Annotated in this window: 18 protein-coding genes; 9 read left to right on the forward strand and 9 right to left on the reverse strand. The window is 73.1% G+C overall.

All coding sequences use genetic code 11. The annotated features are described in order from the left end of the window. The first annotated feature begins 2 nt into the window (after positions 1-2). From ACWD0A_RS27335 to ACWD0A_RS27345, 3 genes are read left to right on the forward strand one after another with little or no spacing between them, the layout of a single operon-like run. Positions 3-2,156 carry a hypothetical protein gene (locus tag ACWD0A_RS27335; protein ID WP_451302271.1) on the forward strand — a complete coding sequence of 718 codons (2,154 nt, stop codon included), beginning with the start codon at positions 3-5 and terminating at the stop codon, positions 2,154-2,156. Positions 2,157-2,202: 46 nt separating this feature from the next. Then, positions 2,203-3,750 carry a DUF6519 domain-containing protein gene (locus tag ACWD0A_RS27340; protein WP_451302273.1) on the forward strand — a complete coding sequence of 516 codons (1,548 nt, stop codon included), beginning with the start codon at positions 2,203-2,205 and terminating at the stop codon, positions 3,748-3,750. A 25-nt stretch (positions 3,751-3,775) separates the two neighbouring features. Next, positions 3,776-4,654 carry a peptidoglycan-binding protein gene (locus ACWD0A_RS27345; RefSeq protein ID WP_451302275.1) on the forward strand — a complete coding sequence of 293 codons (879 nt, stop codon included), beginning with the start codon at positions 3,776-3,778 and terminating at the stop codon, positions 4,652-4,654. A gap of 51 nt (positions 4,655-4,705) precedes the next feature. Here the strand turns inward: ACWD0A_RS27345 and ACWD0A_RS27350 are convergent, their stop codons facing one another. The 5 genes from ACWD0A_RS27350 to ACWD0A_RS27370 all read right to left on the reverse strand — a co-directional run bounded on the left by ACWD0A_RS27350 (position 4,706) and on the right by ACWD0A_RS27370 (position 11,206). Further along, positions 4,706-6,247: a hypothetical protein gene (locus ACWD0A_RS27350; protein ID WP_451302277.1), complete on the reverse strand. Its 1,542-nt coding sequence runs from the start codon at positions 6,245-6,247 to the stop codon at positions 4,706-4,708. Then, the gene (locus ACWD0A_RS27355; protein ID WP_451302279.1) at positions 6,244-8,232 is read right to left on the reverse strand and encodes a hypothetical protein; all 1,989 of its coding nucleotides are present in this window, start codon (positions 8,230-8,232) and stop codon (positions 6,244-6,246) included. Before ACWD0A_RS27355 ends, ACWD0A_RS27350 begins: the two co-directional genes overlap by 4 nt. Before the next feature lie 165 nt (positions 8,233-8,397). Continuing rightward, positions 8,398-9,363 (reverse strand): LLM class F420-dependent oxidoreductase, encoded by a 966-nt coding sequence (locus tag ACWD0A_RS27360; protein ID WP_451302281.1) that lies wholly within the window; start codon positions 9,361-9,363, stop codon positions 8,398-8,400. 3 nt (positions 9,364-9,366) lie between these two features. Continuing rightward, complete coding sequence (locus tag ACWD0A_RS27365; RefSeq protein ID WP_451302283.1) at positions 9,367-10,770, reverse strand: NADP-dependent succinic semialdehyde dehydrogenase; 1,404 nt, start codon at positions 10,768-10,770, stop codon at positions 9,367-9,369. Between the two features lie 58 nt (positions 10,771-10,828). After that, a complete protein-coding gene (locus ACWD0A_RS27370; protein WP_307716961.1) occupies positions 10,829-11,206 on the reverse strand; it encodes a hypothetical protein in 378 nt (125 codons plus the stop codon). Between the two features lie 279 nt (positions 11,207-11,485). Between ACWD0A_RS27370 and ACWD0A_RS27375 the strand changes: the two genes are divergently transcribed. Together ACWD0A_RS27375 and ACWD0A_RS27380 are read left to right on the forward strand one after the other, a co-directional pair. Then, complete coding sequence (locus ACWD0A_RS27375; RefSeq protein WP_451302285.1) at positions 11,486-11,785, forward strand: hypothetical protein; 300 nt, start codon at positions 11,486-11,488, stop codon at positions 11,783-11,785. A 91-nt stretch (positions 11,786-11,876) separates the two neighbouring features. Continuing rightward, complete coding sequence (locus ACWD0A_RS27380) at positions 11,877-12,020, forward strand: hypothetical protein (RefSeq protein WP_451302287.1); 144 nt, start codon at positions 11,877-11,879, stop codon at positions 12,018-12,020. A gap of 78 nt (positions 12,021-12,098) precedes the next feature. Here the strand turns inward: ACWD0A_RS27380 and ACWD0A_RS27385 are convergent, their stop codons facing one another. Further along, positions 12,099-12,764, reverse strand: coding sequence for a DUF6629 family protein (locus tag ACWD0A_RS27385; protein ID WP_451302289.1), 666 nt, complete (start codon positions 12,762-12,764; stop codon positions 12,099-12,101). Positions 12,765-13,435: 671 nt separating this feature from the next. Between ACWD0A_RS27385 and ACWD0A_RS27390 the strand changes: the two genes are divergently transcribed. Then, the gene (locus ACWD0A_RS27390; RefSeq protein ID WP_451302291.1) at positions 13,436-14,353 is read left to right on the forward strand and encodes a S1 family peptidase; all 918 of its coding nucleotides are present in this window, start codon (positions 13,436-13,438) and stop codon (positions 14,351-14,353) included. A gap of 164 nt (positions 14,354-14,517) precedes the next feature. Continuing rightward, positions 14,518-14,751, forward strand: a complete 234-nt coding sequence (locus ACWD0A_RS27395) for a hypothetical protein (RefSeq protein WP_451302293.1) — start codon at positions 14,518-14,520, stop codon at positions 14,749-14,751. Between the two features lie 216 nt (positions 14,752-14,967). On the opposite strand, the gene ACWD0A_RS27400 is transcribed toward ACWD0A_RS27395, so the two are convergent. Both ACWD0A_RS27400 and ACWD0A_RS27405 read right to left on the reverse strand, forming a co-directional pair. Continuing rightward, the gene (locus tag ACWD0A_RS27400) at positions 14,968-15,441 is read right to left on the reverse strand and encodes an ATP-binding protein (RefSeq protein ID WP_451302313.1); all 474 of its coding nucleotides are present in this window, start codon (positions 15,439-15,441) and stop codon (positions 14,968-14,970) included. A gap of 517 nt (positions 15,442-15,958) precedes the next feature. Further along, on the reverse strand, positions 15,959-17,239 hold the full coding sequence (locus ACWD0A_RS27405; protein WP_451302295.1) for a streptophobe family protein: 1,281 nt from the start codon (positions 17,237-17,239) through the stop codon (positions 15,959-15,961). A gap of 266 nt (positions 17,240-17,505) precedes the next feature. Between ACWD0A_RS27405 and ACWD0A_RS27410 the strand changes: the two genes are divergently transcribed. Together ACWD0A_RS27410 and ACWD0A_RS27415 are read left to right on the forward strand one after the other, a co-directional pair. Continuing rightward, positions 17,506-18,975, forward strand: coding sequence for an extracellular catalytic domain type 1 short-chain-length polyhydroxyalkanoate depolymerase (locus tag ACWD0A_RS27410; RefSeq protein WP_451302297.1), 1,470 nt, complete (start codon positions 17,506-17,508; stop codon positions 18,973-18,975). Between the two features lie 92 nt (positions 18,976-19,067). Then, on the forward strand, positions 19,068-20,465 hold the full coding sequence (locus ACWD0A_RS27415) for a tannase/feruloyl esterase family alpha/beta hydrolase (RefSeq protein WP_451302315.1): 1,398 nt from the start codon (positions 19,068-19,070) through the stop codon (positions 20,463-20,465). A gap of 131 nt (positions 20,466-20,596) precedes the next feature. Here the strand turns inward: ACWD0A_RS27415 and ACWD0A_RS27420 are convergent, their stop codons facing one another. Further along, complete coding sequence (locus ACWD0A_RS27420) at positions 20,597-23,629, reverse strand: alpha-mannosidase (RefSeq protein ID WP_451302299.1); 3,033 nt, start codon at positions 23,627-23,629, stop codon at positions 20,597-20,599. Positions 23,630-23,632: the final 3 nt, after the last annotated feature.

Raw genomic sequence — 23,632 nt, forward strand, 5'->3', positions numbered from 1 at the left:
GCATGAGCAGGGAACCGGACGGGCTCGCGGAGCTGCTCCCCCAGTGGCACCGGCTCCGGGACGCCGAGGCCGGGGAACCGCTGCGGGCGCTCCTCGCGGTGATCGCCGAGCAGGCCGACCTGGTGCGCGACCGGGTGGAGCAGGGCTACGAGGACCTGTTCGTGGAGACGGCCGCGCCCTGGGTGCTGCCGTACATCGGCGACCTGGTGGGCTACAGGCCGCTCCCCGGTTACGAGAGGGTGCGCACCGACGGGCTCGGCGACGCGGGCCGGGACGCCTCGCGCAACGCTCTCGCCGAGGCCCTCGCGCCGCGCCGGGACGTGGCGGCCACGGTCGCCAACCGGCGCCGCAAGGGCACGCTGCACCTGCTGGAGGAGCTGGCGCAGGAGATCGGAGGGTGGCCGGCGAGGGCCGTGGAGTTCTCCCGGCTCGTCTCCCACCACCAGCCGGTGAAGCTGTACGGGTCCGGACCGGCGGCCGCCGATGTGCGCCGGGCCGGGCGCGGCCGGCTCGCCGACGTACGGGAGGGCGCCGAACTGGACCTGGCGGGCGGCCCGTTCGGGAACACCGCACGGTCGGTGGACGTGCGCAGGGCGGGCTCCGCACGACGCACGGGCGGGTACACGCCCGCGGGGGTGGGCCTGTTCGTGTGGCGGCTGAAGCCGTATCACCTCAACCGGGCCCCGGCGTACTGCATCGACCGTGCGCGAAGTCTGTACACCTTCTCGATCCTCGGCAACGACGCACCGCTGGTGACGAATCCGGTGCCTGAGCCGTCGACGACACACATCGCCACGATCGACAACGTGCCCGCGTACATCCGGCGCCGGCAGCTCGCCGACCGGCTCGCGGACTACTACGGGCCGGGCAAGAGCTTCACGATCTGGCGGGACGGCCAGGACGAGCCGGTGCCGATGTCGGACATCGTGGTCGCGGACCTGTCCCAGTGGCGCTACCGGCCGCGGCGCGGCCAGGTGGCGGTCGACCCGGTGCTGGGGCGGATCGCGTTCGGGTCGCGTTCGGCGCCGCGGCAGGGCGTGTGGGTCACGTACCACTACGCGTTCGGCGACGACATCGGCGGCGGCGAGTACCCGCGGGAGCGGGACACCTCGCCGGCGGCGAAGGTCTACCGGGTGGGTCCCGGCGGCGGCCACCAGAAGATCATGGACGCGTACGAGGAGTGGCGCGAGGACCGCAGGGCGGGCCGGTGCGGGCCCGAGGGCGTCATCGAGATCACGCACAGCGGCGCCTACCAGGAGCAGCTGGACTTCGACCTGGAGCGCGGCGACCGGCTGGAGCTGAGGGCGGCGGAGGGCTGCCGCCCGGTGATCCGCCTCCTCGACTGGTACAGCAACCGCCCCGACGCGCTCAACATCCGGGCGCAGGAGGAGGACTGCGGGGGCGAGGCGCCGCGCATCGTGCTGGACGGTCTGCTGGTCACCGGCCGCGGCCTGCATGTGAGCGGTCCGGTGGGCGCGGTGGTGCTGCGGCACTGCACGCTGGTTCCGGGCTGGTCGCTGGAGCCCGAGTGCGACCCGCACTCCCCCGAGGAGCCGAGCCTGGTGCTGGAGCGGACGACGGCGTGCGTGGAGATCGAGCACAGCGTTCTGGGCACGATCGAGGTCATCGGGGACGAGGTGAACCACGAGCCGCTGTCGCTCCACATCCGGGACAGCATCCTGGACGCCACCGGCCACGACCGCGAGGCGCTGTCCGCTCCCGACTGCCGGCTCGCTCACGCGGTGCTGCACGCCCACCGCACCACGGTGATCGGGGAAGTGCACACGCACGCCGTGGAGATCGGCGAGAACAGCGTCTTCACCGGGCGGATGCGCGTCGCCCGGCGCGGAATCGGCTGCCTGCGGTACTCGTACGTGCCGCCGGGCTCCCGCACCCCGCGCCGGCACCGCTGCCGGCCGGACCTCGCGGGCGGTGAGCCGGTCCGTCCGCTCTTCGCGAGCGAGCGGTACGGCACGCCCGCCTACGGGCGGCTCGCCGGCGTGTGCCCGCCGGAGATCCGGCGCGGCGCCGACGACGGCTCCGAGATGGGCGTCTTCCACGACCTGTACGAACCGCAGCGCGAGGACAGCCTGCGGGCCCGGCTCGCCGAGTACACCCCGGCCGGTACGGACGCCGGGATCATCCCCGTCACCTGACACGACTTTCACGACTGCCTGAACTTCCCGAGGGGGACCCCAACTCATGCACGCAGACATCTCCCGCGTCACCTTCCGGCCGGAGAGGCACTACTCGGCGGTGATCGCCCAGCAGGGCCGGGTCCAGCTGGACGCGGACGCCAACGAGCAGACGGCGATCCAGCTGCATCAGGCCCGGACCGTCGCCCGCGACCTGATCGGGCAGCACGGCGGCCCGCAGGGCGCGACCGGTTTCGCGGTGCAGTTCCTGGGCGGCAGCCGGGAACTGGACGATCTGGCGATCGGCGGCGGCCGCTACTACGTGGACGGCATCCTCGTCGACGCGACGCGTCCCGCGCCGGGCGTCCCGGTCACGGAGCCGGCCGCGGACGGCGAGGCCGCCGACAGTCCCGCGCCGCCGGCGACCTGGACGTACTGGGACCAGCCGGACGGCTACCGGGACCCGGAGCGGCCCGGTGACCGGCTGCCGACCCAGTTCCCGTACCTGGCGGCGATGAAGGTGTGGGAGCGGGTCGTGACCGCCGCCGAGGACCCGCTGCTGCGGGAGGTCGCGCTCGGCTCGGCCATGCCGGACACCGCGGCGCGGGTGAAGGTGGTCTGGCAGGTCGTTCCGGTGCCCGGTTCCGAGCTGGAGCTGGCGGACGGGGCGACGAAGGACCAGGTGCGGGCCGCGTTCGACAAGTGGGCCGCGGCGCAGGCTCCGACGGCGCGGATGGCGGCGCGAAGCGAGCGTCCGGACCGCGCGGACGAGGACCCGTGCCCGGTGCCGCCCGACGCCCGCTACCGCGGACCGGAGAACCAGCTGTACCGGGTGGAGATCCACGAGGGCGGGGCGGCGAAGGACGCGACGTTCAAGTGGTCGAGGGAGAACGGGTCGGTGACCTTCCCGGTCGACGAACTGGACGGGACCTGGGTGGAGTTGGCGTCCCTCGGCGGCGACGACAAGCTCGACCTCAACGTGGGTGACTGGGTCGAGTTCACCGACACCGCGTACACCAGCCGCCGCGAGCCGCAACCGCTGCTGCGGGTCGAGGAACTGGACCTGCCCGGCCGCCGGGTGAGGCTGTCGGACGAGCCGCACCCCTCGGTGGGCCGGCGTCCCGAGCTGAACCCGTATCTGCGGCGCTGGGACCACCGGCCGCCTGCGGGCCGGGGCAAGGGCGGCGCGTCGAAGGCGCGCGGCGGAGCGCTGCGCCTTGAGGAGGGTGTCTGGCTGCCCCTGGAGGACGGGGTGTTCGTGTACTTCGAGCCCGGACGCGCCTACCGGTCCGGGGACTTCTGGACCGTGGCGGCGCGTACGGCGACGGGCGACGTGGAGTGGCCGACGGACAGCGCGCGGCGTCCGCTGCTGCGCTCGCCGCAGGGTGTCGAGGTGCACTACGCGCCGCTGGCGTGGGTGCTCGGTGAGGGGTCGGTCGCCGATCTGCGGCAGTCCTTCGGTTCCTTGGCGGCGCCGATCCCCGCGGCCGACGCGGAGGCGCTGGCGGCCGAGGCGAGCGCGGAGGAGGAGGCCGTGGCGGCGGAGCGTGCCGCGCAAGGCGGTTCGGCGGATACGGAGACCGGGCAAACCGATCAGGGACGGCCGGAGAACTGACGGACTCCCGGGAAGGAGTATTACCATGGCGACACCCCTGTCGGCCGACAGACTGCTGAAGGCCCTTCGCAACGAGGGACTGCGCGTGGTCGAGCACCGCAGTTGGCGCACGCACAACCGCAACCACAAGGGACCGTGGGGACCGGTGAACGGCGTGATGATCCACCACACCGTGACGAAGGGCACCGAGAGCTCCGTCGAACTCTGCTACAACGGCCACTCCAGTCTGCCGGGCCCGCTGTGCCACGGTGTCATCGCGAAGGACGGCACGGTCTACCTCGTCGGCAACGGCCGCGCCAACCACGCCGGGCTGGGCGACGACGACGTCCTGCGTGCGGTCGTCAACGAGTCGGCGCCACTGCCCGCCGACAACGAGGCCAACACCGACGGCAACCGGCACTTCTACGGTTTCGAGTGCATCAACCTCGGCGACGGCAAGGACCCTTGGCCCGCGGCGCAGCTGGAGGCCGTCGAGAAGGCCGCCGCGGCGATCTGCCGGGCGCACGGCTGGTCGCACCGCTCGGTGATCGGGCACAAGGAGTGGCAGCCGGGGAAGGTGGATCCGCGCGGGTTCACGATGGACTCGATGCGCAGCCGGATCAAGGAGCGGCTGGGCGGCGGTCCGGACGGCCCGGCGACACCGCCGCCGGCACCGCAGTACGAGCCGTTCCCGGGCGCGGCGTTCTTCCAGACGGGCCGGCGCAGCCCGATCATCACGGCGATGGGCAGGCGGCTGGTGGCCGAGGGCTGCGGCCGCTACGAGGTGGGCCCGGGCCCGGAGTGGACCGAGGCCGACCGCGCGTCGTACGCGGCCTGGCAGCGCAAGCTCGGCTACTCGGGCAGCGACGCGGACGGCATCCCGGGCAGGACGAGCTGGGACAAGCTGAAGGTGCCCAACGTCTGATGGGAGCGTGGCGGCGGCCGCACACCCGGGGTGTGCGGCCGCCGTCGTGTGTCAGGTACGGCTCGCGGTGCAGTCCGCGGGAGTGGGCCTGCCGGTGGGCCAGGCGAGCCCGACGAAGCGGATGCGGCCGGGGGCGTCGGGGGCGAGTTCCACGACGGAGACCGCCTTGTTGTAGGGGTTGCCGTAGTTGTCCAGGCAGATCCAGCCGCTCGCGCCGTCCACCTTGCCCATGCCGTGCAGCCGCAGCCACGAGTCGCTGATGCGGCTGAGTGCGGGGATGACGGGGTCGCCGTCGTCGCGCATCCGGATGGCGGTGACGGCGGTGAGTCCCGCGTCGTAGAAGGTGATGGTCCGTGAGTCGGTGAGCTCCACCGCGCCGATGTCTCCGACCTCCTTGCTGCGCGCGAGCTCGGCGAGGGTGCGGTAGGCGGCCGCGGAGCCGCCGGTGGCGGGCGCCTTTGGGCCGGTCCAGGCGTCGGGGTGGGCGACGGCCGCGTACTGGAGGGTCACGCCCTTGCGGAAGGCGTCCCAGTCGAGGAGCTTGTCCGAGGAGAGCGTGGAGGCGCCGGATCCGGTGATGACGGTGTACTTCTTCTCGGTGCAGCCGCGGTTGCCGAGTTCGTTGACGAACTGCCGCAGCTGGACGGGTCGTCCGGCGAAGTAGATGACCTTGGCGGCCGAGGTGCAGATGGTGTCGACCATCTGGTCGAAGGCGTTGGCGGTGGTGCCTTCCTCGTGGAACTCGTCGGGTGCGCGGTACTGCTCGGGTGCGCGCGGCGATCCGAGGGTGCGTTCGGCGAAGGCCCGCTTGAGGGCGTCGACGTAGTTGTCGCCGGTGCGGACGTCCTCGACCACCAGGGTGTGTCCGGGGTCGATGTCCTTGTTGAAGTGGGACAGGGCCTTGGCCTGGTCGGTGGTGGTGGGCACGACCCGGGCGAGGCCGGGGTAGGCGTCGGGCCGTTCGGGGCTGTTGCCGGAGTCGTCGGCGGTGATGGGACCGCCGACGACGGGGATGCCGCGCTCCCGGGTGAGATAACCGATGGCCGCCTGGGTGGTGGCGGTGGAGACGTCGAAGCCGATCACGGCCCGGAGGTTGTCGGTCGTGGACTCGGACATCTCGCCGAGCTGTTCGGCGACGGGCCTCCAGTGGGCGTGGCTGCGGCCCGGGTTGGCGAGCACGAGACGGATCGCGGGCTTCTTGCTGTTGGACTCGTGGTTGGCGCGGTACTGGGCGAGGTAGGCGCCCTGCACCTCGTGCAGGGTCTTCTCCTGCTCGAAGCCCTGGCTGGGCGCCATGGGCAGCATCACGGCGACGGAGACGTGCGGTTCGCCCGCGATCCGGTCGTTCTCCGCCTTGATGCGTGCGCTGACCTCCTTGAGGTTGGCGGCGAAGACGTAGCTGCCGTCGGTGACGCCCGTGCATTCCCTGGCGCCCTCGGGGCCGCGTTCCTCGATGCCCTTGCCGCAGGCCGGGTCGGGTCCGAAGACGACGATGCCGGTCCACACGGCGGCGCCGACGACGGCGAGGGCGACGACGAGGGCGGCCGCCTTGGTGAGCGGTCCGCCGGGGAGTCTTCCGATGAACGACGTCATGACGCGGCACCTTCCTGGACGGGCAGGTCGGGGGCCTGAGTTCCGGCTCTCAGACGGGCCGGCCAGGCGGCGGACGCCTCGCGGTAGGGGGCGTGCGCGGCCTTGTTGCCGTACAGCGTCTCCAGCGCGATGCGAACGGTGGTCAGTTCGTCCTCGCGGGGGGCGAGGGTGAGCGGGTCGGACAGCCGCCACAGCAGGGGCACCAGCGAGGCGACGGCCTCGTGGTGCGGGCCGGGGACGTCGCTGCCGCAGGCCGTGCACGACAGCGCGGGGCTCCCGGCCGGGGGCTCGTAGCCCTCACGGGGGTGGGGGGCGGCGCAGATCAGGTTGAGCGCGGTGAGCCACTCGGCGGGCGGGGTGACGGTGAACCGGTGGTGCAGCACGCACACCACCTCGTCCACGCGGCCCAGGGCGAGGGTGTGGTGCAGGTAGGTGTCGCCGCGCGGGTCGCACAGGGAGCGCAGGCGCAGCTGGGTGTCGCGCCAGCGCTCGTGGGTCGTGGTGGCGGCCAGCCGGTGCCGCAGCAGCAGGTCGAGCGCGCGGTCGCCGTCGAGGCAGGACCGGGCGCGGTAGTCGTCTGCCTCGCGGACACGGGCGGCGACCAGGTCGCCGGAGTGGTCCTCGGGGTGGGCGAAGGTCCACAGTCCGCGCCGGGTGCCCGCGTCGGCCGCGGCGGACAGCAGCACCAGACGGTCCCGCAGCACGGGGTCGGGCAGCAGTTTGGCGAGGAGCGCGGGTGCGGCGGCGTCGAGCAGTTCCCGGCTGCGCAGCGTGCCCGCCTCCTGGACGCGGCGGACGGCCGCGTCCGCGAGGATCCGGGCGGCGGCGGCGCGCCCGCCGCTGTAGCGGGCGACGACGCGGGGCAGGTGGTCGGGGTAGTCGACCCGGCTGAGCATCTCGGCGATGTGGGCCGGTTCGATGGCGGGGATGCCGAGGACGAGGGGCCGGTCCTGCGGGACGGCGTCGCCGCCGACCTCGCCGAGCGGCGGATGCCCCTCGCTCCTGCCGAGGACGGTGGCGAGGGTGACGGGCCGCGTCGGGTCCTTGCCGGGGGTGTCGTAGCCGGCGTCGAGCAGGTGGAGGAAGGTGCGCCCGACGTCGGAGTGGGCGTTGTCGAGGAGCAGCAGCGGCCGGGGCTTCTTGTTGAGCCGGCGCAGTCTGCCGTAGTTGGCGTCGACGTCGTCGAGGAGGGCGGCGACGAGGTGCTCCTCGGCGGTGCGCCGGCGGTCGTCGAGCCTGCGGAACCCGCGGACGAACTGGAACAGCCGTTGCAGGGAGTCGCCCTGGTAGCCCTGGGAGCTGTGCAGCCGGCCGCCCCACCAGGCGAGCGCGCCCTTGTCCGGTTCGCTCTTGACGAGCTGCTGGCGTGCGGTGTCGAGGACGATTCCGGCGATGGAGTCGAGGCCGGGGACGGCGGACAGGACCTGCGGGAGGTTGTCGGTGACGACGTCGAACCAGCGGCCGAGGCTTTCCCTGCGGCGGCGTACGTCGGGGTCCTCGGCGGTGATGAAGGTGCGCAGGTCGGCCTCGGCCCGCCGCAGGTCGGGGGGCCGCACATCGGTCTCGTCGCTGTTCAGGGGGCGCCAGGCGGTGACGACGAGGAGGCCGAGCGACAGCCTGGGGAAGGCCATGGGCCGACCGAAGTGCCGGACGTCGAGGCCGAGTTTGTAGGCGAGGAGATACAGCAGGTGGGTGATGTGGGAGGCGTTGGGGACCTCCTCGTCGCTGAGCTCGGCGACACCCGGCTCGCCGAATCCGGGGGCTGCGAGGTCGACCCGCGCGAGCGGCACCCGGCCGTTGTACGCGTCATGGACGGCCCCGAGCAGCGCGGTCTTGCCGCTGCCGCGTCCGCCGACGATCCGCACCACGGGCGCGCCTTGGGGATAGGCGAAGGCGACCTGGTAGACGTTCTTGTGGTGCAGTCCCACCAGCCGGGGGACGAAGTCCTCCTGCAGGGCCTGCTGACCGTACAGTCTCCCGCCCATGGCGCTCCCCCGCCTTCCCCCTGCCAGCTGCGCATCATGAGATCAACTCGCCGTGCACAGAGGGAATTTACCCCGACGTACGCCCGCTCGGCAGGGGGTTGTGAGGGCCGGTGTCACCTGCGGCCCGAGCATGACGCGGGCAGTGCGCGCGCCGACGCGCGGAGGTCAGAGTTCGCGGAGCGCCGGCAGCAGTTTCTTCCCGGCCCAGTCGAGGAACGGACCCTGCCGGTCCCCGCCGATCTGGACGAGGGCGACCTCGGTGAATCCGGCCTCCGCGTACGGGCGCACGGCGTCGACGAAGGCGTCCACGTCGTCGCCGCAGGGGATCTGTCCGGCGACGTCCTCGGGCGTGACGAGTGCGGTGGCCTGCTCGAAGGACTTCGGCCCGGGCAGTTCGGCGTTGACGCGCCAGCCGCTGAGCGCCCAGCGGAACTGGTCGTGGGCGCGGGCCACGGCCGCGTCCCGGTCGGTGTCGTAGCAGACGGGGAGCTGGCCGATGCGGGGCTTGCCGGCGCCGCCGTACCGGTCGAAGGCGTCGAGCAGTTCCTTCTTCGGCTCGGTGGCGATCACCAGGTCGGCGTTGTTCCCGGCGACCTCGCAGGAGCTGTCGCCGGACACGGCGATGCCGATGGGCACCGGCTGTTCGGGCACGTCCCACAGTTTGGCGTCGACGACGTCGAAGTGGGGTCCGTGGTGGGTCACGTGCTCGCCGTCGAGGAGCCTGCGGATGATGTCCGTGGCCTCCTCCAGCTTCTCCAGGCGCTCGTGCGCGCTGGGCCAGCCGCCGCCCACCACGTGCTCGTTGAGGTTCTCGCCGGAGCCGAGGCCGAGGCGGAAACGTCCTTCGGACAGCAGCTGGACGGTGGCGGCCTTCTGGGCCACGACGGCGGGGTGGTACCGGGTCGTCGGGCAGGTCACGTACGTCATGAGCGGGATGGTCGAGGTGGCCTGGGCGGCTGCGCCGAGGACGCTCCAGGCGTACGGCGCGTGGCCCTGGGAGGCGAGCCAGGGGAAGTAGTGGTCGGAGATGACGGAGAAGTCGAAACCGGTCGCCTCGGCGCCGGCCACATGGCCGATGAGCTCACGCGGCCCGGCCTGCTCGGTCATCATCGTGTATCCGATGCGCACCATGCGCTACGCCTCCTCGTCCTTGCCGTGCCACAGCGTGGTGACGTTGCAGAACTCCCGGATTCCGTGACCGGACAGCTCGCGTCCGTAGCCGGACCGTTTGACGCCCCCGAACGGCAGGGCGGGGTGGGAGGCGGTCATGCCGTTGAAGAAGACGCCGCCCGCTTCGAGGTCCCGCGAGAACCGCTCGATCTCGGCCTCGTCGCGGGTCCAGGCATTGGAACTGAGTCCGAACGGCGAGTCGTTGGCGAGGGCGACGGCCTCGTCGGCGCCGGCCACGCGGTAGAGCGTGGCCACCGGTCCGAACGCCTCCTCCCGGTGGATGCGCATCGCGTCGGTCACGCCGGTGAGCACGGTCGGCTCGTAGTACCAGCCGCGGTCGCGGCCGGGCGGGCGCCGTCCGCCGCACTGTGCGGTGGCACCCCGCACCAGCGCGTCGTCGACGAGCTGTTCGAGGTCCTCGCGGCCTTTCTCGGTGGCCAGCGGGCCGACATCGGTGGACTCGTCCATCGGGTCGCCGACGGTCAGGTCACGCATCGCGGCGGTGAACCGGTCGCGGAAGGCGTCGTGGATGTCGGCGTGGACGATGAACCGTTTGGCCGCGATGCAGGACTGGCCGTTGTTCTGTACGCGGGCGGTGACGGCGGTGGCGACCGCACGGTCCAGGTCTGCGGAGGGCATGACGATGAACGGGTCGCTGCCGCCGAGTTCCAGCACCGTCTTCTTGACCTCGTCGCCGGCGACGGAGGCGACGGAGCGTCCCGCGGGTTCGCTGCCGGTCAGGGTGGCGGCGGCCACGCGCGGGTCGCGCAGGACCTTCTCGACGGCGTCCGAACCCACCAGCAGCGTCTGGAAGCAGCCTTCCGGATAGCCGGCCCGGCGGAACAGGTCCTCCAGGTACAGGGCGGTCCGCGGCACGTTGGACGCGTGCTTGAGCAGCCCCGTGTTGCCCGCCATCAGGGCGGGCGCGGCGAAGCGCACGACCTGCCAGAGCGGGAAGTTCCACGGCATGACGGCGAGGACGACGCCGAGGGGCCGGTAGCGCACGGTGGCGCGGGCCGCTCCGGAGTCCGTCACGTCGGCCTCCGGCGGGTGCTCGTCGGCGAGGAGTTCCTCGGCCCGGGCGGCGTACCAGCGCATCGCCTTGGCGCACTTGGCCGCCTCGGCGCGGGCGGCGGCCAGTGGTTTGCCCATTTCGGTGGTCATCGTGCGGGCGATGCCCTGTTGGTCCTGTTCCAGCAGGTCGGCGGCGCGGTTCAGCAGGCCGGCCCGCTCGGCGAAGGAGGTCGTGCGATGCCTGGCGAAGGCGTCGGAGGCGAGCTGGATGCGCCGCTCGATCTCGTCGGGGCCGAAGGCGTCGAAGGTCTCGAGCGTCTCCCCGGTCGCGGGATTGACGGTGGCGATGGGCATGGACAGTCCTCCTGGGCTCGGGTGCCTGGTGGGTCGCCGGTCTGTTCGGCCGAGCCGGTCACTGATGGATGCCGCTGGTCAGCCGCAGCTGCACGTCCTTCTCCTGGTCACCGGCCGCCATGCCCTCCTCCTGGACCTGGAAGCTGGTCGCGAGCATCTCCTTCATGCGGTCCACGGCCCAGTAGCCGCCCTGCATCTCGACCGTCACGGGTGCCGCGAGCCGTACCGGCTCCGCCTTGCCGAGGGGGTGGGACACGTCGAACGTGGTCGTCCATACGGTGTCGTGCCCCTCCATGACGTGCCGGGGCACCTCGGACTCGTCGCGGTCCGAGGGGTACGCGCGGCCGAGGGCGCGGAAGACGGCGTCCGCGTCCTCGCTGGAGCAGCCGGTGACCGTGACGACGACCGACTCCGTGTGCTCCTGTGCAGTGTTCACCGTGATTCCCGCCTTCCGTTCCTGTCCCGTGGGGCCGGGCCTGTCCGCGCCGGGCGGCGTGCCCTTCCCGTCTCCTCAAGCCTCGCTCCCCCTCCGCGGCGGTGCGAGCGGGCCGGGTCCGGGCGGTGGGCGGACGGCCGCCGGGGGCTTCGGGTACCCAGGCGGCGGGTGACGATGCCTGGTCCGTCAGCCGGTGAGGGGTGCCAGGGACGGGAGCCGGTGAGGGGTGACAGGGACGGGAGCCGGCGGAAAGATGCAGCAGGCACGGAATTCACCCTGATGCGGTCGAACGGCACGTCGTTGTCGAGCGCGGTGATCGGCATGGTGCCGGCCCACACCCCGGTGCGCACAGGCGCCGTCGAGGTGCCGAGCATGCTCCGCTTCCGGCCGGCGTTCCTGATCGCCGTGGGCGCCGTGCCGGCCGGGCTGGTGTGCGCGGCGTTCCTGCTGTCGCACAAGGAGGCGGGCCGGCCGCGGCTGCCGGCGGCCGGTCCCCAGGATCCCGCCGCCGACCTGCCGGCCGGCTTCCACGGCCACGTGCGGGACGCGGAGGGCGCGCCGGTGGCCTGCGCCATGTGACGCTGATCGACCGGTCGGGCCGCCACGCGGCCTGGCGGTGGCGGACGCACAGGGGCGTTACGCCCTTCCCGCACCACCCGAGGGGAGCTGTGTGCCGGCGGTGACGGCGTCCGGGCACGCGCCGCGTGCGTTCACGGCGGTGTACGAGCGGGAGGGCGCCGCGACCGAGTACGACATGACGCTGACGCCCACGCAGGTCCGTCAGGACCCGGCGTCCGGGCCGGCGGGGGGCTGACGCCCCCACCGCGCGGGGCGACCGGACGATCCGCACCCGACGCGGGGCGACCGGACGGGCTGGCGGGCAGCACGGCCCTCAGGAAGGGGCGTCCGCATCCGAGCGCGGCCGGCCGCACTCGGCGACAGTGGCGGGACGCCGGGCCCAGGCGAGCAGCGTGAGGGAGGCGACGGCCGCCAGCGCGCACCAGGTGGACACGAACGCCGTCCGCCACAGCAGGGCGCAGGCCACGGCCCCCGCCCCGGCGAGGACTCCGAGCCGCCGCAGAGTCCGGTCCGGGGCGAGGAGCAGCGAGCCGACGGTGGCGAGGAGGTAGCCGGTCAGCAGCCAGGCCGGGTACGGCAGGCCGATGACGTAGCCGACGGTGTGGCCGCGGATGTCGGCGGTCACCGTGCGCGTGGCCAGGAGGTGGGTGAGCACCGCGCAGGTGGGCACGCCCACGGCCGCCGGGACCGCCACCCGCACGCGGGCTCGCGCGGGCGCGGCGGCGAGCACGCCGAGCGGGACCCAGGCGGCGAGCACCGGCAGGGCGATGACGGCCCAGGCGGTGACGGCGGGTCCGGCGCCGCCGCCCCCGGCCCACAGGGCGGCCTCGACGATCTGGTGGGCGCCGAGCAGCAACGGCAGTGCGGCGAGCGGCAGATCGTGAGTGCGGCCGCGGCGCACGGCCGTCGCGACGCAGACGGCTCCGACGGCGGCGATACCGGCACCGGCGGTGAGGTCGGCCGTGGCACTCCAGCACATGGGGTCACCGTACGACGGTCGCGATCCGGACACCGGCGCGCGCTGCGCGAAGGGAGTGATCGCGGCATAAGGGTGCCGCCGGGCGGGGCCGACGGGCCGTACGCCCACCCGCTGGGAGAGGCGGCCCGCGCGACCCCGCACGGACAGACCGGGGCCCCGCCCGGACAGCGGGCGCGGGTCCGGTGTGTGCGAGCGCTACTGCAACGCACCGGTACGGGTCCCAACGACCCTGCCGTACCCCCGTGTGGCCGGCGCAGCGGGGGCCGGGACGCGTCCGGCGCTGAGCAGCCAACACGGGATTGCAGATTCCGCTTACGCCCGCGCCCCCTTCCCCGTCGGAGCGCAAGCGCTTTCTCCTCCATGCCACCTGATGCTCGATCAGCAAACGATGGCAAGACTTCGCAGCACGCCGGACCACCCGCCCACTCCCCCGCCCTCTTGCGCCATGCGCCCCCGCGTGCAACCGATCCGCGGGCCGGCGTCCCCACTGGACACGCGCAGAGCGACCGAAAGCCGATCTTGCCGCCGGAGTCGCCGGAGCCCAGGATTCCTACAGCAAGAGTTGACAGGCACATGACGCCCAAGGTGCGCTTCGGCCGCCCGCCCGGCAGCCCTTGCTCGCACGGGCCCGCCCACCCAGCGGGCCCCGACACCCCCCACCGGAGGATGTAGTGAACATCAAGCGCTTGTCCCCCCTCTGCGGCATGGCGAGAGGTACGCGGCTGATCGCCGTGGCATCTGCCCTCCTGGCCGTCTCCGCGCTTGCCGCCCCCTCGGCCGTGGCCGAGTCGTCGCCCACCGCCAAGGCCACCGCCGCCGAACTCTCCCGGGCGAACGGCGCGGTGCTCGACGCCGACGTGCCGGGCACGGCCTGGTACACCGACAAGGCGACCGGCAAGGTCGTCGTCACGGCGGACTCCACCGTCTCGGCCGCCGAGATCGCCGCCATCGAGGAGGCCGCGGGCGACGACGCCGACGCCCTCGAGATCAAGCGCACGCCCGGCGCCTTCAGCCAGCTCATCGCGGGCGGCCAGGCCATCTACGCGGGCGGCGGACGCTGCTCGCTCGGCTTCAACGTCCGCAGCGGCAGCACCTACTACGCCCTGACCGCCGGCCACTGCACCGACATCGGCAGCACCTGGTACACCAACTCCTCCAACACCACGCTGCTCGGCACCCGGACGGGGTCCAGCTTCCCGGGCAACGACTACGGCATCATCCGCCACTCCAACGCCTCGGCGGCGGACGGCCGGGTGTACCTCTACAACGGCAGCTACCGCGACATCACGTCGGCCGGCAACGCGTACGTCGGGCAGTCCGTGCAGCGCAGCGGCTCCACCACGGGCCTGCGCGGCGGCTCGGTGACAGGGCTCAACGCCACCGTCAACTACGGCAACGGCGACGTCGTCTACGGGCTCATCCAGACCAACGTGTGCGCCGAGCCCGGCGACAGCGGCGGCGCCCTGTTCTCCGGCAGCACCGCGCTCGGCCTCACCTCGGGCGGCAGCGGCAACTGCTCCTCGGGCGGCACCACCTTCTTCCAGCCGGTCACCGAAGCGCTGAGCGCGTACGGCGTGAGCGTCTTCTAGCACCAGCCGCCGTTCTGCGGTTCAGCACGTCATCCGGGCCGGCGGCCCGCCTCCGGGCGGGCCGCCGGTCGTTCTCGCGTGCCCGGAAGGTGTGGACGCAAGGGCGTTGTCAGTGCCGCACGAGATGCTTGACGGTACGACACCTTCACGAGGGGAACCGCGAGATGAACGATCCCGAGCTCGCCGCCGCGCAGGCGTACGTACGGCTTCTGCAGACCACCAGAGCCGTGCTCGCCGATCCCCAACGGGCCCCGGCGGCGCTTCCGCTGCTGTCCGCGCCGATGGCGGAGGCGGACGAGGCGCTGAGCGCGGTCGGACTGGCGGGCAACGAGGCCGGATTCTTCCGCCTGGTGGCGGACCTGCACACGACCGCCCGGCAGAACAGGAGCGCCGCCTGAGGCGGCTGCGATTCGCCCGGCGGCCGGTCCCGGGTACGAGACCGAGGCCGGCCGCACGGGCTGCCGACAGGCCGCGGTCCGTCTCGCCGGACGTGGGTGTCGCCACAGAGGGCGCGTGCCGCGGAGTGACCGGGTTGACGGCCATTTTCTGTCCGCCGGTCCCGCTGCCGAAACGCGCGTGCACCGCACGCGCGCGACTGAGGGACCGCGGACCTCTCACCGCACGGCGTCCACCTCGAAGGCAGGTGCGTCGGACGGATGCACGGGCAGTGCCAGCGGCCTGAACTCGACGACGGGCCGCCTCGGGGCACGGGGGCCGGTCAGGATCCGCTCGGCCTCCTTGACCCGCCTGCTGAACCAGATGACCTTGCCCTCCTCGGTGCCGCACGTGCCCCAGCTGTCGCTGAGCCTGGCGACCTTGGCGAGCCCTCCCCGCGACGGGGAGGAGGTCCGCACCGATGGCAGGCACCGGTCCCGGTCGGAGACGGACGCGACCAGCCGGCGACCGGTCCAGCGCAGCTCGACCACACAGGTCTTGTCGCCGCTGACGTGCTGCACGACGTTGTCGACGAGTTCGTCGACGGCGCTGCAGACAGCATTCACATGGTGCTCAAGGCTCCAGTACCTCAGATGCGCCGCGAGAATGCGCCGGATCTGGGGAATGCGCTCTGACGATGCCGCCACTTCCATTCTGTAGTGGCAGGCAACCGGAACATTCATGACCGTGGCTCCTCACCGCGACGGCCCTTCATTTCGCAGGATGGCCCCCGAGTACGAAGAGTGAGCCCTTGTCGCTTCTGGGTCACCCTCAGGGTGCCTGCACCCGGCCCGCCCCGCAACACGCGCGGCGGGCGCCCGCTCGGCGCAAGCCCGTCCCGGGGCCTGCGCCGTTCGGTCCGACGACTGCGCCGACCGGGGGCGGAGCGCGGCGGGACCGCTTGCGAGAACCCCGCGGCCGTCGTCGCCCGACGAGGGGAGGAGTCGCCGACCGCGTTCTTCAGGACGGAGGCCGAGGCGGGCGGTTCGGCCGATCGGGGGCTGCCGGCATGGCAGTTGACCCTCGCCTTCGACGGCGCGAGCGCACGCGTGGGCGCACGCGCCGAAACGCTCGACGGCCTGACGCTCGCCACGGTCACGGCGCTGCTCGACGCGGCGGAGTGGGCCGGTGACTCCTGCCTGCCCGGTCACCGATGCCCCACGGCCGGGCTCACCGGTCCGCCGGTACCTCGCCGCGCCGGTGGAGCCGCGAGGCGAGCAGCCCCCCGGCGAACCCGGCGACGAGCCCCCAGCCGGCGCCCAGCCCGACCGCCTGCCACAGGTGGGGCCGCAGGAACACCTCGCCCGCGAGGTCGCCGCCGAGGTCCCCGAGGCCGAGGACGGACAGACCGTAGTGCGCGGTGAGGCGTACGAGCAGACAGACGCACAGGACCGTGAGCGCGAGCGCGACGGCCATGTGCAGGGCGTGCTCGCGGGGCCGCATCCGGGCCGGTGAGCGGATCGCCGTCAGGACCGCGGCGGCCAGGACGAGCACCGCGGCGACGACGAGCAGCCACCAGGCCCGGCCGTCGCGTTCGGTGAGCGCCCCGAGGTCGAGGGTGGAGACGTCCCCGGCGCGCAGCACCTCGTCCAGGAGCCCCGGCATCGGCAGCGCGAACGGGCCCTGCACCGTGCCCTCCCACGAGCCCCCGAGGCCGATCGTGAACGCCAGCCACATCAGATTCGGCAGGCCGAGGAGGATCACGGCGAAGGTGTCGGCCGGGTGGCCACGGGTCGCGGCGACGACGAGGCCGATGACGACGCCGATGGCGAGCGTCGCGAGCAGCAGGGCGACCATGGCGTACGCGGCGGGGCGCACTGCTTCCTGGAAGCGCAGCAGACGGGCGGGCAGCGGCGCGCCGCGGGAGACGAGCAGGGCCAGGGCCAGCACCCCAAGCAGCCACAGCAGTCCGATGACCAGGGTCTGCGGCACCTCCGTGCGGAAGCCGACGCGTGGGGTGACGTCGAAGAGGTCCTCGATCAGGCCGCCCGTGGGGTCCTCGAACGGGAGGGTGAAGGTGTGGCGGGCCAGTACGGCGAGCCCGACGAGGGCGAGGAGCCAGAGCACGGCGAACTGCAGGGCCCAGCCGGCGAGTTCCGGCGCGGAGGCGACGGCCCGGTGGCGCAGCGGCCGCAGAAACCCTGCGGCCACGGTCAGTGCGCCGACGACCGTCACGGACAGCGGCACCGCGGTGAGCGCGGCGTCCGTCTCGGCGATCACCCCGGCCTCGCCCGAGATCTCGACGGAGCCGCCGACGGCCATGACGACGGTGGCCGCCAGGACGTCGACGAAGGCGCCGTCGGGCAGGTCGGCCGCACCGGCCGCCCACAACCCGAGCGCGGCGGTGACGACCATGACCACGAGACCGGCGAGAACGGCCAGGAGCGCGTGGGGCCAGCCGTGGGCACCGCGCGCCGTACCGGCAGGCTTCGTCGTCGCTTGCTGACTCACGCTGCCACGCTAAGCAGGCCCGGATCGCCGCGCGCCCCGGGTGGGCCGACCGCGTGCCCATGGCGGGACGCGTATCCGAGGGCCGTCCCGCATCCCTCGGCAGCGGGGGCACGACTCCGCCATGGGGGCCTTTAGCGCACAACTGCCTCTGCCGCAAGAGGCCGTGAGCCGCTGACAGGGAGCGTGGCTGTGGGCCGCCTCACCATTCCTGTCGCGGGTGGCCCGTTCCTACTGTGACCGGGATCCACCGACCGTGGGAGGTCCGGATGTCGCAGCGCATGAGCCCCCGGCCGCGGGGACCTATATCCGCCGGACGGCTGGCCGCGGTGCTCGCCGTGCTGCTCGGGTGCCTGTGGGCCGTCCCCGTTCCCGCCGCGTACGCGGCCGTCCCCCTGGAACGGGTCACCGGTTTCGGCAGCAACCCGGGCAATCTGGCCATGTACGTCCACCGGCCCGCGTCCCTTCCGGCCGAGCCCGCGGTCGTCGTCGCCCTGCACGGCTGTACGCAGAGCGCCCAGGTCTACGCCGACAACTCGGGGCTCGCGGCCTTCGCCGACCGCCACGGCTTCCTGCTGGTCCTCGCCCAGACGACGGCGTCGAACAACCCCAACAGCTGCTTCAACTGGTTCCAGGCGGCGGACAACCGCCGCGGGCAGGGCGAGGCCGCCTCCGTCCGGCAGATGGTGGCGCACGCCGAGAGCGCCTACGGCGCCGACCCGTCCCGCACCTTCGTCACCGGGCTGTCGGCCGGCGGCGCGATGACCGCGGTCGTACTCGCCGCCTACCCGGACGTGTTCGAGGCGGGCGCCGTGATCGCCGGCATCCCGTACGACTGCACGAGGGACACGGGGCCGTTCACCTGCATGAGCCCCGGCACCGACCGGACGCCCTCGGCGTGGGCGCAGCGGGTGCGCGACGCGTACCCGTCGTACACCGGGCCGTGGCCGCGGGTGGCGATCTGGCACGGGGACGACGACACCACGGTCGCCCCGATGAACGCCGGTGAGCTCCGGGACCAGTGGACGGCCGTGCACGGGCTCGGCCAGGTCCCTGACCGGACCGGCGCCATCGGGCCGAACGGGACGCGGCGCGAGCAGTACCTGAACAGCGGTGAGGTCGCCGTCGAGGTGGACCGGGTGCCGGCGATCGGGCACGGCACGCCGGTGGATCCGGGCAGCGGCCCCGAGAGTTGCGGGGCGACCGGCACGCCGCACTTCATCGACTCGATCTGCTCCAGCCTCTGGGTGAGCGAGTTCTTCGGCCTGGCGGGCGACGGCGACCCGGACCCCGGCGGTCTGCCCGCACCGCACGGTCTCGCGGCCACGGGAGCGGACGACAGCTCGGTGTCCCTGCGCTGGGACGCGGTCGACGGGGCGGCCGTGTACGCCCTGTACCGCGACGGCGTCCGGATCGCCGCCCCCGCCGGCACCTCGCACACCGACACCGGCCTGGCCCCCGGCTCCTCGTACGCCTACAGCGTGGCCGCACGGGACGCGCGGGGAGCCGAGGGCGTCCGCTCCGGCGAGGTCACGGCGTCGACCACCGGCCGGGCCGCGGCCTGCTGGACGAGCAGCAACTACGCGCACGTCCAGGCGGGCCGGGCGACCACCGCCGGCGGCTACGCCTACGCCAGGGGATCCGGCCAGTACATGGGCCTCAACAACACGTTCGTCACCCACACGCTCAAGGAGTCGCCGGCCGGCTACTTCGTCGTCGCCGACGGCTCCTGTGCCTGACCCCGCTCCCCCGACCCCCAGGAGGCCCGTCCGTGCTGTCCGCACCGCCGCCACGCACCGCATCCGTCCGCCCGCGCCGCCGTGCGCACGCGCTGTCCCACTGGACCGCCCGCGCGGCGGCAGTGACCGCCCTGCTCGTCGGGTCCGTCGCCGTCCCGGCCGCGGCCGCCCCGGACTCCGGCGGCGGGCACTGTGCCAGGATGGGCGCCCTGCGCGTGCCGGGCGCCGGGCACCAGGAGGTCTCGTGCCTCGGCGAGTTGACGACGGCCGGCACGATCACCTCCGGCCACACCGACGAGGCGGACTGGGCCGGGCTCACTCCCGCGGGCCTTGCCACGCCGAGCGGGGTGCCGGGCATCCAGATCGACGGCTGGTTCCCCGACGACTCGGCGGGCAACACCAATCACGGCTGGAACCACGACGCGCAGTTCGTCGTCCGGCTCCCCGACCGCTGGAACGGTGGTCTGGTCGTGGCCGGTTCGCCGGGTGTGCGGGAGCAGTACGCGAACGACCGGGCGATATCGGACTGGGTGCTGTCCCGCGGGTACGCGTTCGCCGCGACGGACAAGGGCAACACCGGCGCGGCGTTCCACCGCGACGGCGACCGGCCCGGCGAGGCGATCGCCGAGTGGAACGAGCGGGTCACCCAGCTCACCCGGGCCGCCCGCGCGGTCGTCGCCCAGCGCTACCACCGCCCGCCGTCGCGCACGCTGGCCACCGGCATGTCCAACGGTGGCTACCTGGTGCGCTGGCAGCTGGAGAACCATCCGGAGCTGTACGACGGCGGCGTGGACTGGGAGGGCAGTCTGTGGCGCGCACAGGGCCCCAACCTGCTCACGTTCCTGCCCCCGGCGCTGCGCAGCTATCCCGTGTACGCGGCGGGCGGTGAGGGGGCCGAGCGGGCGCACCGCGAGATGGTGGCGGCCGGGTATCCGGCGGGCTCCGAGTTCCTGTGGGCCTTCCACCACCGGTACTACTGGGACCTGACCCAGCGCATATACCGCGAGGAGCTCGACCCGGGCTTCGACGGCGCGACGGAGGCCGGGACCCCGTTCTGCGCGCCCGGCACCCCCGCGTGCGACGCGGACTACGTGTACGGGGACCGGCCCCGCGAGGTGGCCGACGCGGTCGAACGGATCGCGCTGACGGGGCGGATCGGCAAGCCGCTGATCACCCTGCACGGCACACTCGACGTGCTGCTGCCCATCGGGAAGGACTCCGACGTGTACGCGGGGATGGTGCGCGACGCGGGCCGCGGGAAGCTGCTGCGGTACTACCGCGTCGAGGGCGGCACGCATGTGGACTCGCTCTACGACGCCTTCCCGGACCGGCTGCGGCCCCTGACGCCCTGTCACCGCTCGGCGTTCACCGCTCTGGAGGACTGGATCGGGGACGGCAGGGCGCCCGCGCCGAGCCGTACCGTTCCGCTTCCGGGGGCGGGCGAGGGCGACGGACGCGATCTGCTCAGCCGCTGTTCGCTGGGCGGCTGAGGACGGTCCTCCACCCTGGCGGTACGGCCGCAGGGGCCCGTTGGGGGCCGGCCTTCCAGTCGGCGGACACGCCGGCCCGCCACCTCACGGCTCTCCAGGGAGCATGAGGCGGCGGGCCGTGCGCGCGGCTGTCAGGCGCCGCGCGTCAGACGCAGCGTCACGAGCTCGAAGGGGCGCAGGCTCAACCGCACCGCGCCGTCCTCCAGTTCGTGCCGCCGCGGGTCGGCGAGCGGGCGCTCCAGCAGGTCCGTCGTCGTGACCGCACTCGCCGTGAAGCCCGGGACGACCCGTGCTTTCGCACGGCCGCCCGCCGACTCGTAGACCCGCACCACGACGTCGCCGCTGCCGTCGTCGGCGAGCTTCACGGCGCTGACGACGACCGCGTCGTTGTCGACGGTGACCAGCGGTGCGACCGCGGTGTCACCCGGGACGCGCCGCTCGGGCAGGTTGACGCGGTAGCCCTCGCGGACGGCGTCGCCGATCGAGGCGCCCGGCACGAGGGCGTGGCGGAAGCGGTGCACGCCCTGGTCCGTCTCCGGGTCGGGGAAGCGGGGCGCGCGCAGCAGGGACACCCGCAGTGTGGTCGTGGTGCCGGAGTCGGCCGTGCGGACGGTGCGGGTCACGTCGTGGCCGTACGTCGAGTCGTTGACGAGCGCGACGCCCCAGCCCGGTTCCTCCATGTGGACGAAGCGGTGGTTGCACGCCTCGAACTTGGCCGCCTCCCAGCTGGTGTTGGTGTGGGTGGCGCGGTGGAAGTGGCCGAACTGGGTCTCCGAGGCGTACCGCTCGGCGTGGATGTCGAGCGGGAAGGAGGCCTTGAGGAACTTCTCCGTCTCGTGCCAGTCGACCTCGGTGTCGATGTCGAGGCGCTTGACCCCGGGGGTGAGCGTGAGCACCTGCGTGACCTTGGACGCTCCGAAGCTGCGGACGACGCGCACGGCCGCGGACGAGCCGGCGTCGACCGGGGACACCTCGTCGGCGTCGGTCAGGTCGGTGACCGTGTTGCGGTAGAACGCGTCGACGTCCCAGGCGTCCCACATGTTCGGGAAGTCGGGGTGGAGCTGGAGCAGGTTGGCCGCCCGGCCGGGCGCGACCGTCTCGCGCTCGGCGGCGATGTCGTACGCGGACACGATCAGGCCGTCGGCGTCGACCTCCACCCGCAGCAGGCCGTTGTCGAGGACGAAACCCCCGCCGTCGCGCTCGGCCAGCCGGGCGCCGCCCGCTTCGGCGGGCACGCCGGCGCCGCCGGCCGCGACACCGTGCCGCTCGTGCGGGGCGGCGTTGAAGACGAGTTCCCCGCCGGCCGCCGGGTCTCCGGCGAGGGCCCGCTGGGCCTCGTCGATGATGCCGTTCAGCTCCTCGGCGACGGCCGCGTACGTCTTCTCCGCCTCGCGGTGCACCCAGGCGATGGACGAGCCGGGCAGGATGTCGTGGAACTGGTGCAGCAGGACGGTCTTCCAGATGCGGTCCAACTGCTCGTACGGGTAAGCGAATCCGGTCCGCACGGCGGCGGTCGACGCCCACAGCTCGGCCTCGCGCAGCAGGTGCTCGCTGCGCCGGTTGCCCTGCTTGGTCTTCGCCTGGCTCGTCAGGGTGGCGCGGTGCAGCTCGAGGTAGAGCTCACCCACCCACACGGGCGGAGCGGGATACTCCGCCTCGGCCTTGGCGAAGAACTCCGCGGGGGTCTCCCACGTCACGGTGGCCGACCCTTCGAGGTCGCGCAGCCGGGCCGCCTTGGCGACCATCTCGCGGGTGGTGCCGCCCCCGCCGTCGCCCCAGCCGGTCGGCGCGAGCGAGTGCCTCGCTGCGCCCTTGTCCTTGAAGTTCCTCGCCGCGTGGGCGATCTCGCTGCCCTTCATCGAGCAGTTGTAGGTGTCGACGGGCGGGAAGTGCGCGAAGATGCGCGTGCCGTCGATGCCCTCCCACAGGAAGGTGTGGTGGGGGAAGGTGTTGGTCTGCGACCACGAGATCTTCTGGGTGAGCAGCCACTTGGAGCCCGCGGCCTTGATGATCTGGGGCAGCCCGGCCGCGAAGCCGAACGTGTCCGGCAGCCACGCCTCGTCGTTCTCGAGGCCGAACTCGTCGAGGAAGAACCGCTTGCCGTGCACGAACTGCCGTGCCATGGCCTCGGAGCCTGGCATGTTGGTGTCGGACTCGACCCACATGCCGCCGGCCGGTACGAACCGGCCCTCGGAGACCGCCTTCTTGACCTTGGCGTAGACCTCGGGCCGGTGCTCCTTGACCCAGGCGAACTGCTGCGCCTGCGACATGGCGAAGACGAAGTCCGGCTCGTCCTCCAGCAGTGCCGTCATGTTGGACGTCGTACGGGCCACCTTGCGGACCGTCTCGCGCAGCGGCCACAGCCACGCCGAGTCGATGTGGGCGTGGCCCACGGCGCTGATGCGGTGCGCGGAGGGCTCGGCCGGGGTGGCGAGCACCCCGGCGAGCTCGGCGCGGGCGGCGGCGGCGCTGCCGTTCACGTCCTGGAGGTCGACGCGGTCCAGCGCGCGGCCCACGGCGCGCAGGATGTCGTGGCGGCGGGGGCCGTCCGCCGGGAGCTCGTGCATGAGCTCGCCGAGCACCTCCAGGTCGAGCACGAGCTGCCACACGGTCTCGTCGAAGACGGCGAGGTCCATGCGCGCGAGCCGGTACTGCGGTTCGCTGCCCGCGGTCTCCTTGTCGCCGAGCCGCGTCGGCCGGAAGGGGTGGTAGTCCAGGATCACGGGGTTGGACGCGGCCTCGACGTGCAGCAGGACCTCTTCGCCGCCGGTGACCGGTGCACCGATGCGGACCCACTGGTTGCGCGGGTTGAGGCCCTTCACCGGGGTGCCGTCGGGGCGGTAGACGAGCCCCTCGCACTGGAATCCGGGCATGTTCTCGTCGAAACCGAGGTCGAGGACCGCCTCGACCGTACGGCCGGCCCACTCGACCGGAACGGTCCCGGTGACGGTGAACCAGCTGGTGCCCCACGGAGCACCCCACCGGTCGCCGACCGCGATCGGCGCGGGCGTCGCGGAGAGTCCTTCGGCGACCGGGACGGGCTCGCCCGGCGCGTTCCACACCGCGACGTCGAGCGGCACGGACGCGGGGTGGACGGCGGGACGGATGCGTTCGTCGAGGACGCGCTTCAGGCGCGCCTCGACGAGGGTGCGGTCGTCATGCATGAG

The organism is Streptomyces sp. NPDC002867 (genome assembly GCF_053591895.1).

Coding starts and splice junctions, on each gene's coding strand:
- ACWD0A_RS27335 (WP_451302271.1), top strand. CDS start 3: ATGAGCAGGGAACCGGACGGGCTCGCGGAGCTGCTCCCCCAGTGGCAC.
- ACWD0A_RS27340 (WP_451302273.1), top strand. CDS start 2,203: ATGCACGCAGACATCTCCCGCGTCACCTTCCGGCCGGAGAGGCACTAC.
- ACWD0A_RS27345 (WP_451302275.1), top strand. CDS start 3,776: ATGGCGACACCCCTGTCGGCCGACAGACTGCTGAAGGCCCTTCGCAAC.
- ACWD0A_RS27350 (WP_451302277.1), bottom strand. CDS start 6,247: ATGACGTCGTTCATCGGAAGACTCCCCGGCGGACCGCTCACCAAGGCG.
- ACWD0A_RS27355 (WP_451302279.1), bottom strand. CDS start 8,232: ATGGGCGGGAGACTGTACGGTCAGCAGGCCCTGCAGGAGGACTTCGTC.
- ACWD0A_RS27360 (WP_451302281.1), bottom strand. CDS start 9,363: ATGGTGCGCATCGGATACACGATGATGACCGAGCAGGCCGGGCCGCGT.
- ACWD0A_RS27365 (WP_451302283.1), bottom strand. CDS start 10,770: ATGCCCATCGCCACCGTCAATCCCGCGACCGGGGAGACGCTCGAGACC.
- ACWD0A_RS27375 (WP_451302285.1), top strand. CDS start 11,486: ATGCGGTCGAACGGCACGTCGTTGTCGAGCGCGGTGATCGGCATGGTG.
- ACWD0A_RS27385 (WP_451302289.1), bottom strand. CDS start 12,764: ATGTGCTGGAGTGCCACGGCCGACCTCACCGCCGGTGCCGGTATCGCC.
- ACWD0A_RS27395 (WP_451302293.1), top strand. CDS start 14,518: ATGAACGATCCCGAGCTCGCCGCCGCGCAGGCGTACGTACGGCTTCTG.
- ACWD0A_RS27400 (WP_451302313.1), bottom strand. CDS start 15,441: ATGGAAGTGGCGGCATCGTCAGAGCGCATTCCCCAGATCCGGCGCATT.
- ACWD0A_RS27410 (WP_451302297.1), top strand. CDS start 17,506: ATGTCGCAGCGCATGAGCCCCCGGCCGCGGGGACCTATATCCGCCGGA.
- ACWD0A_RS27420 (WP_451302299.1), bottom strand. CDS start 23,629: ATGCATGACGACCGCACCCTCGTCGAGGCGCGCCTGAAGCGCGTCCTC.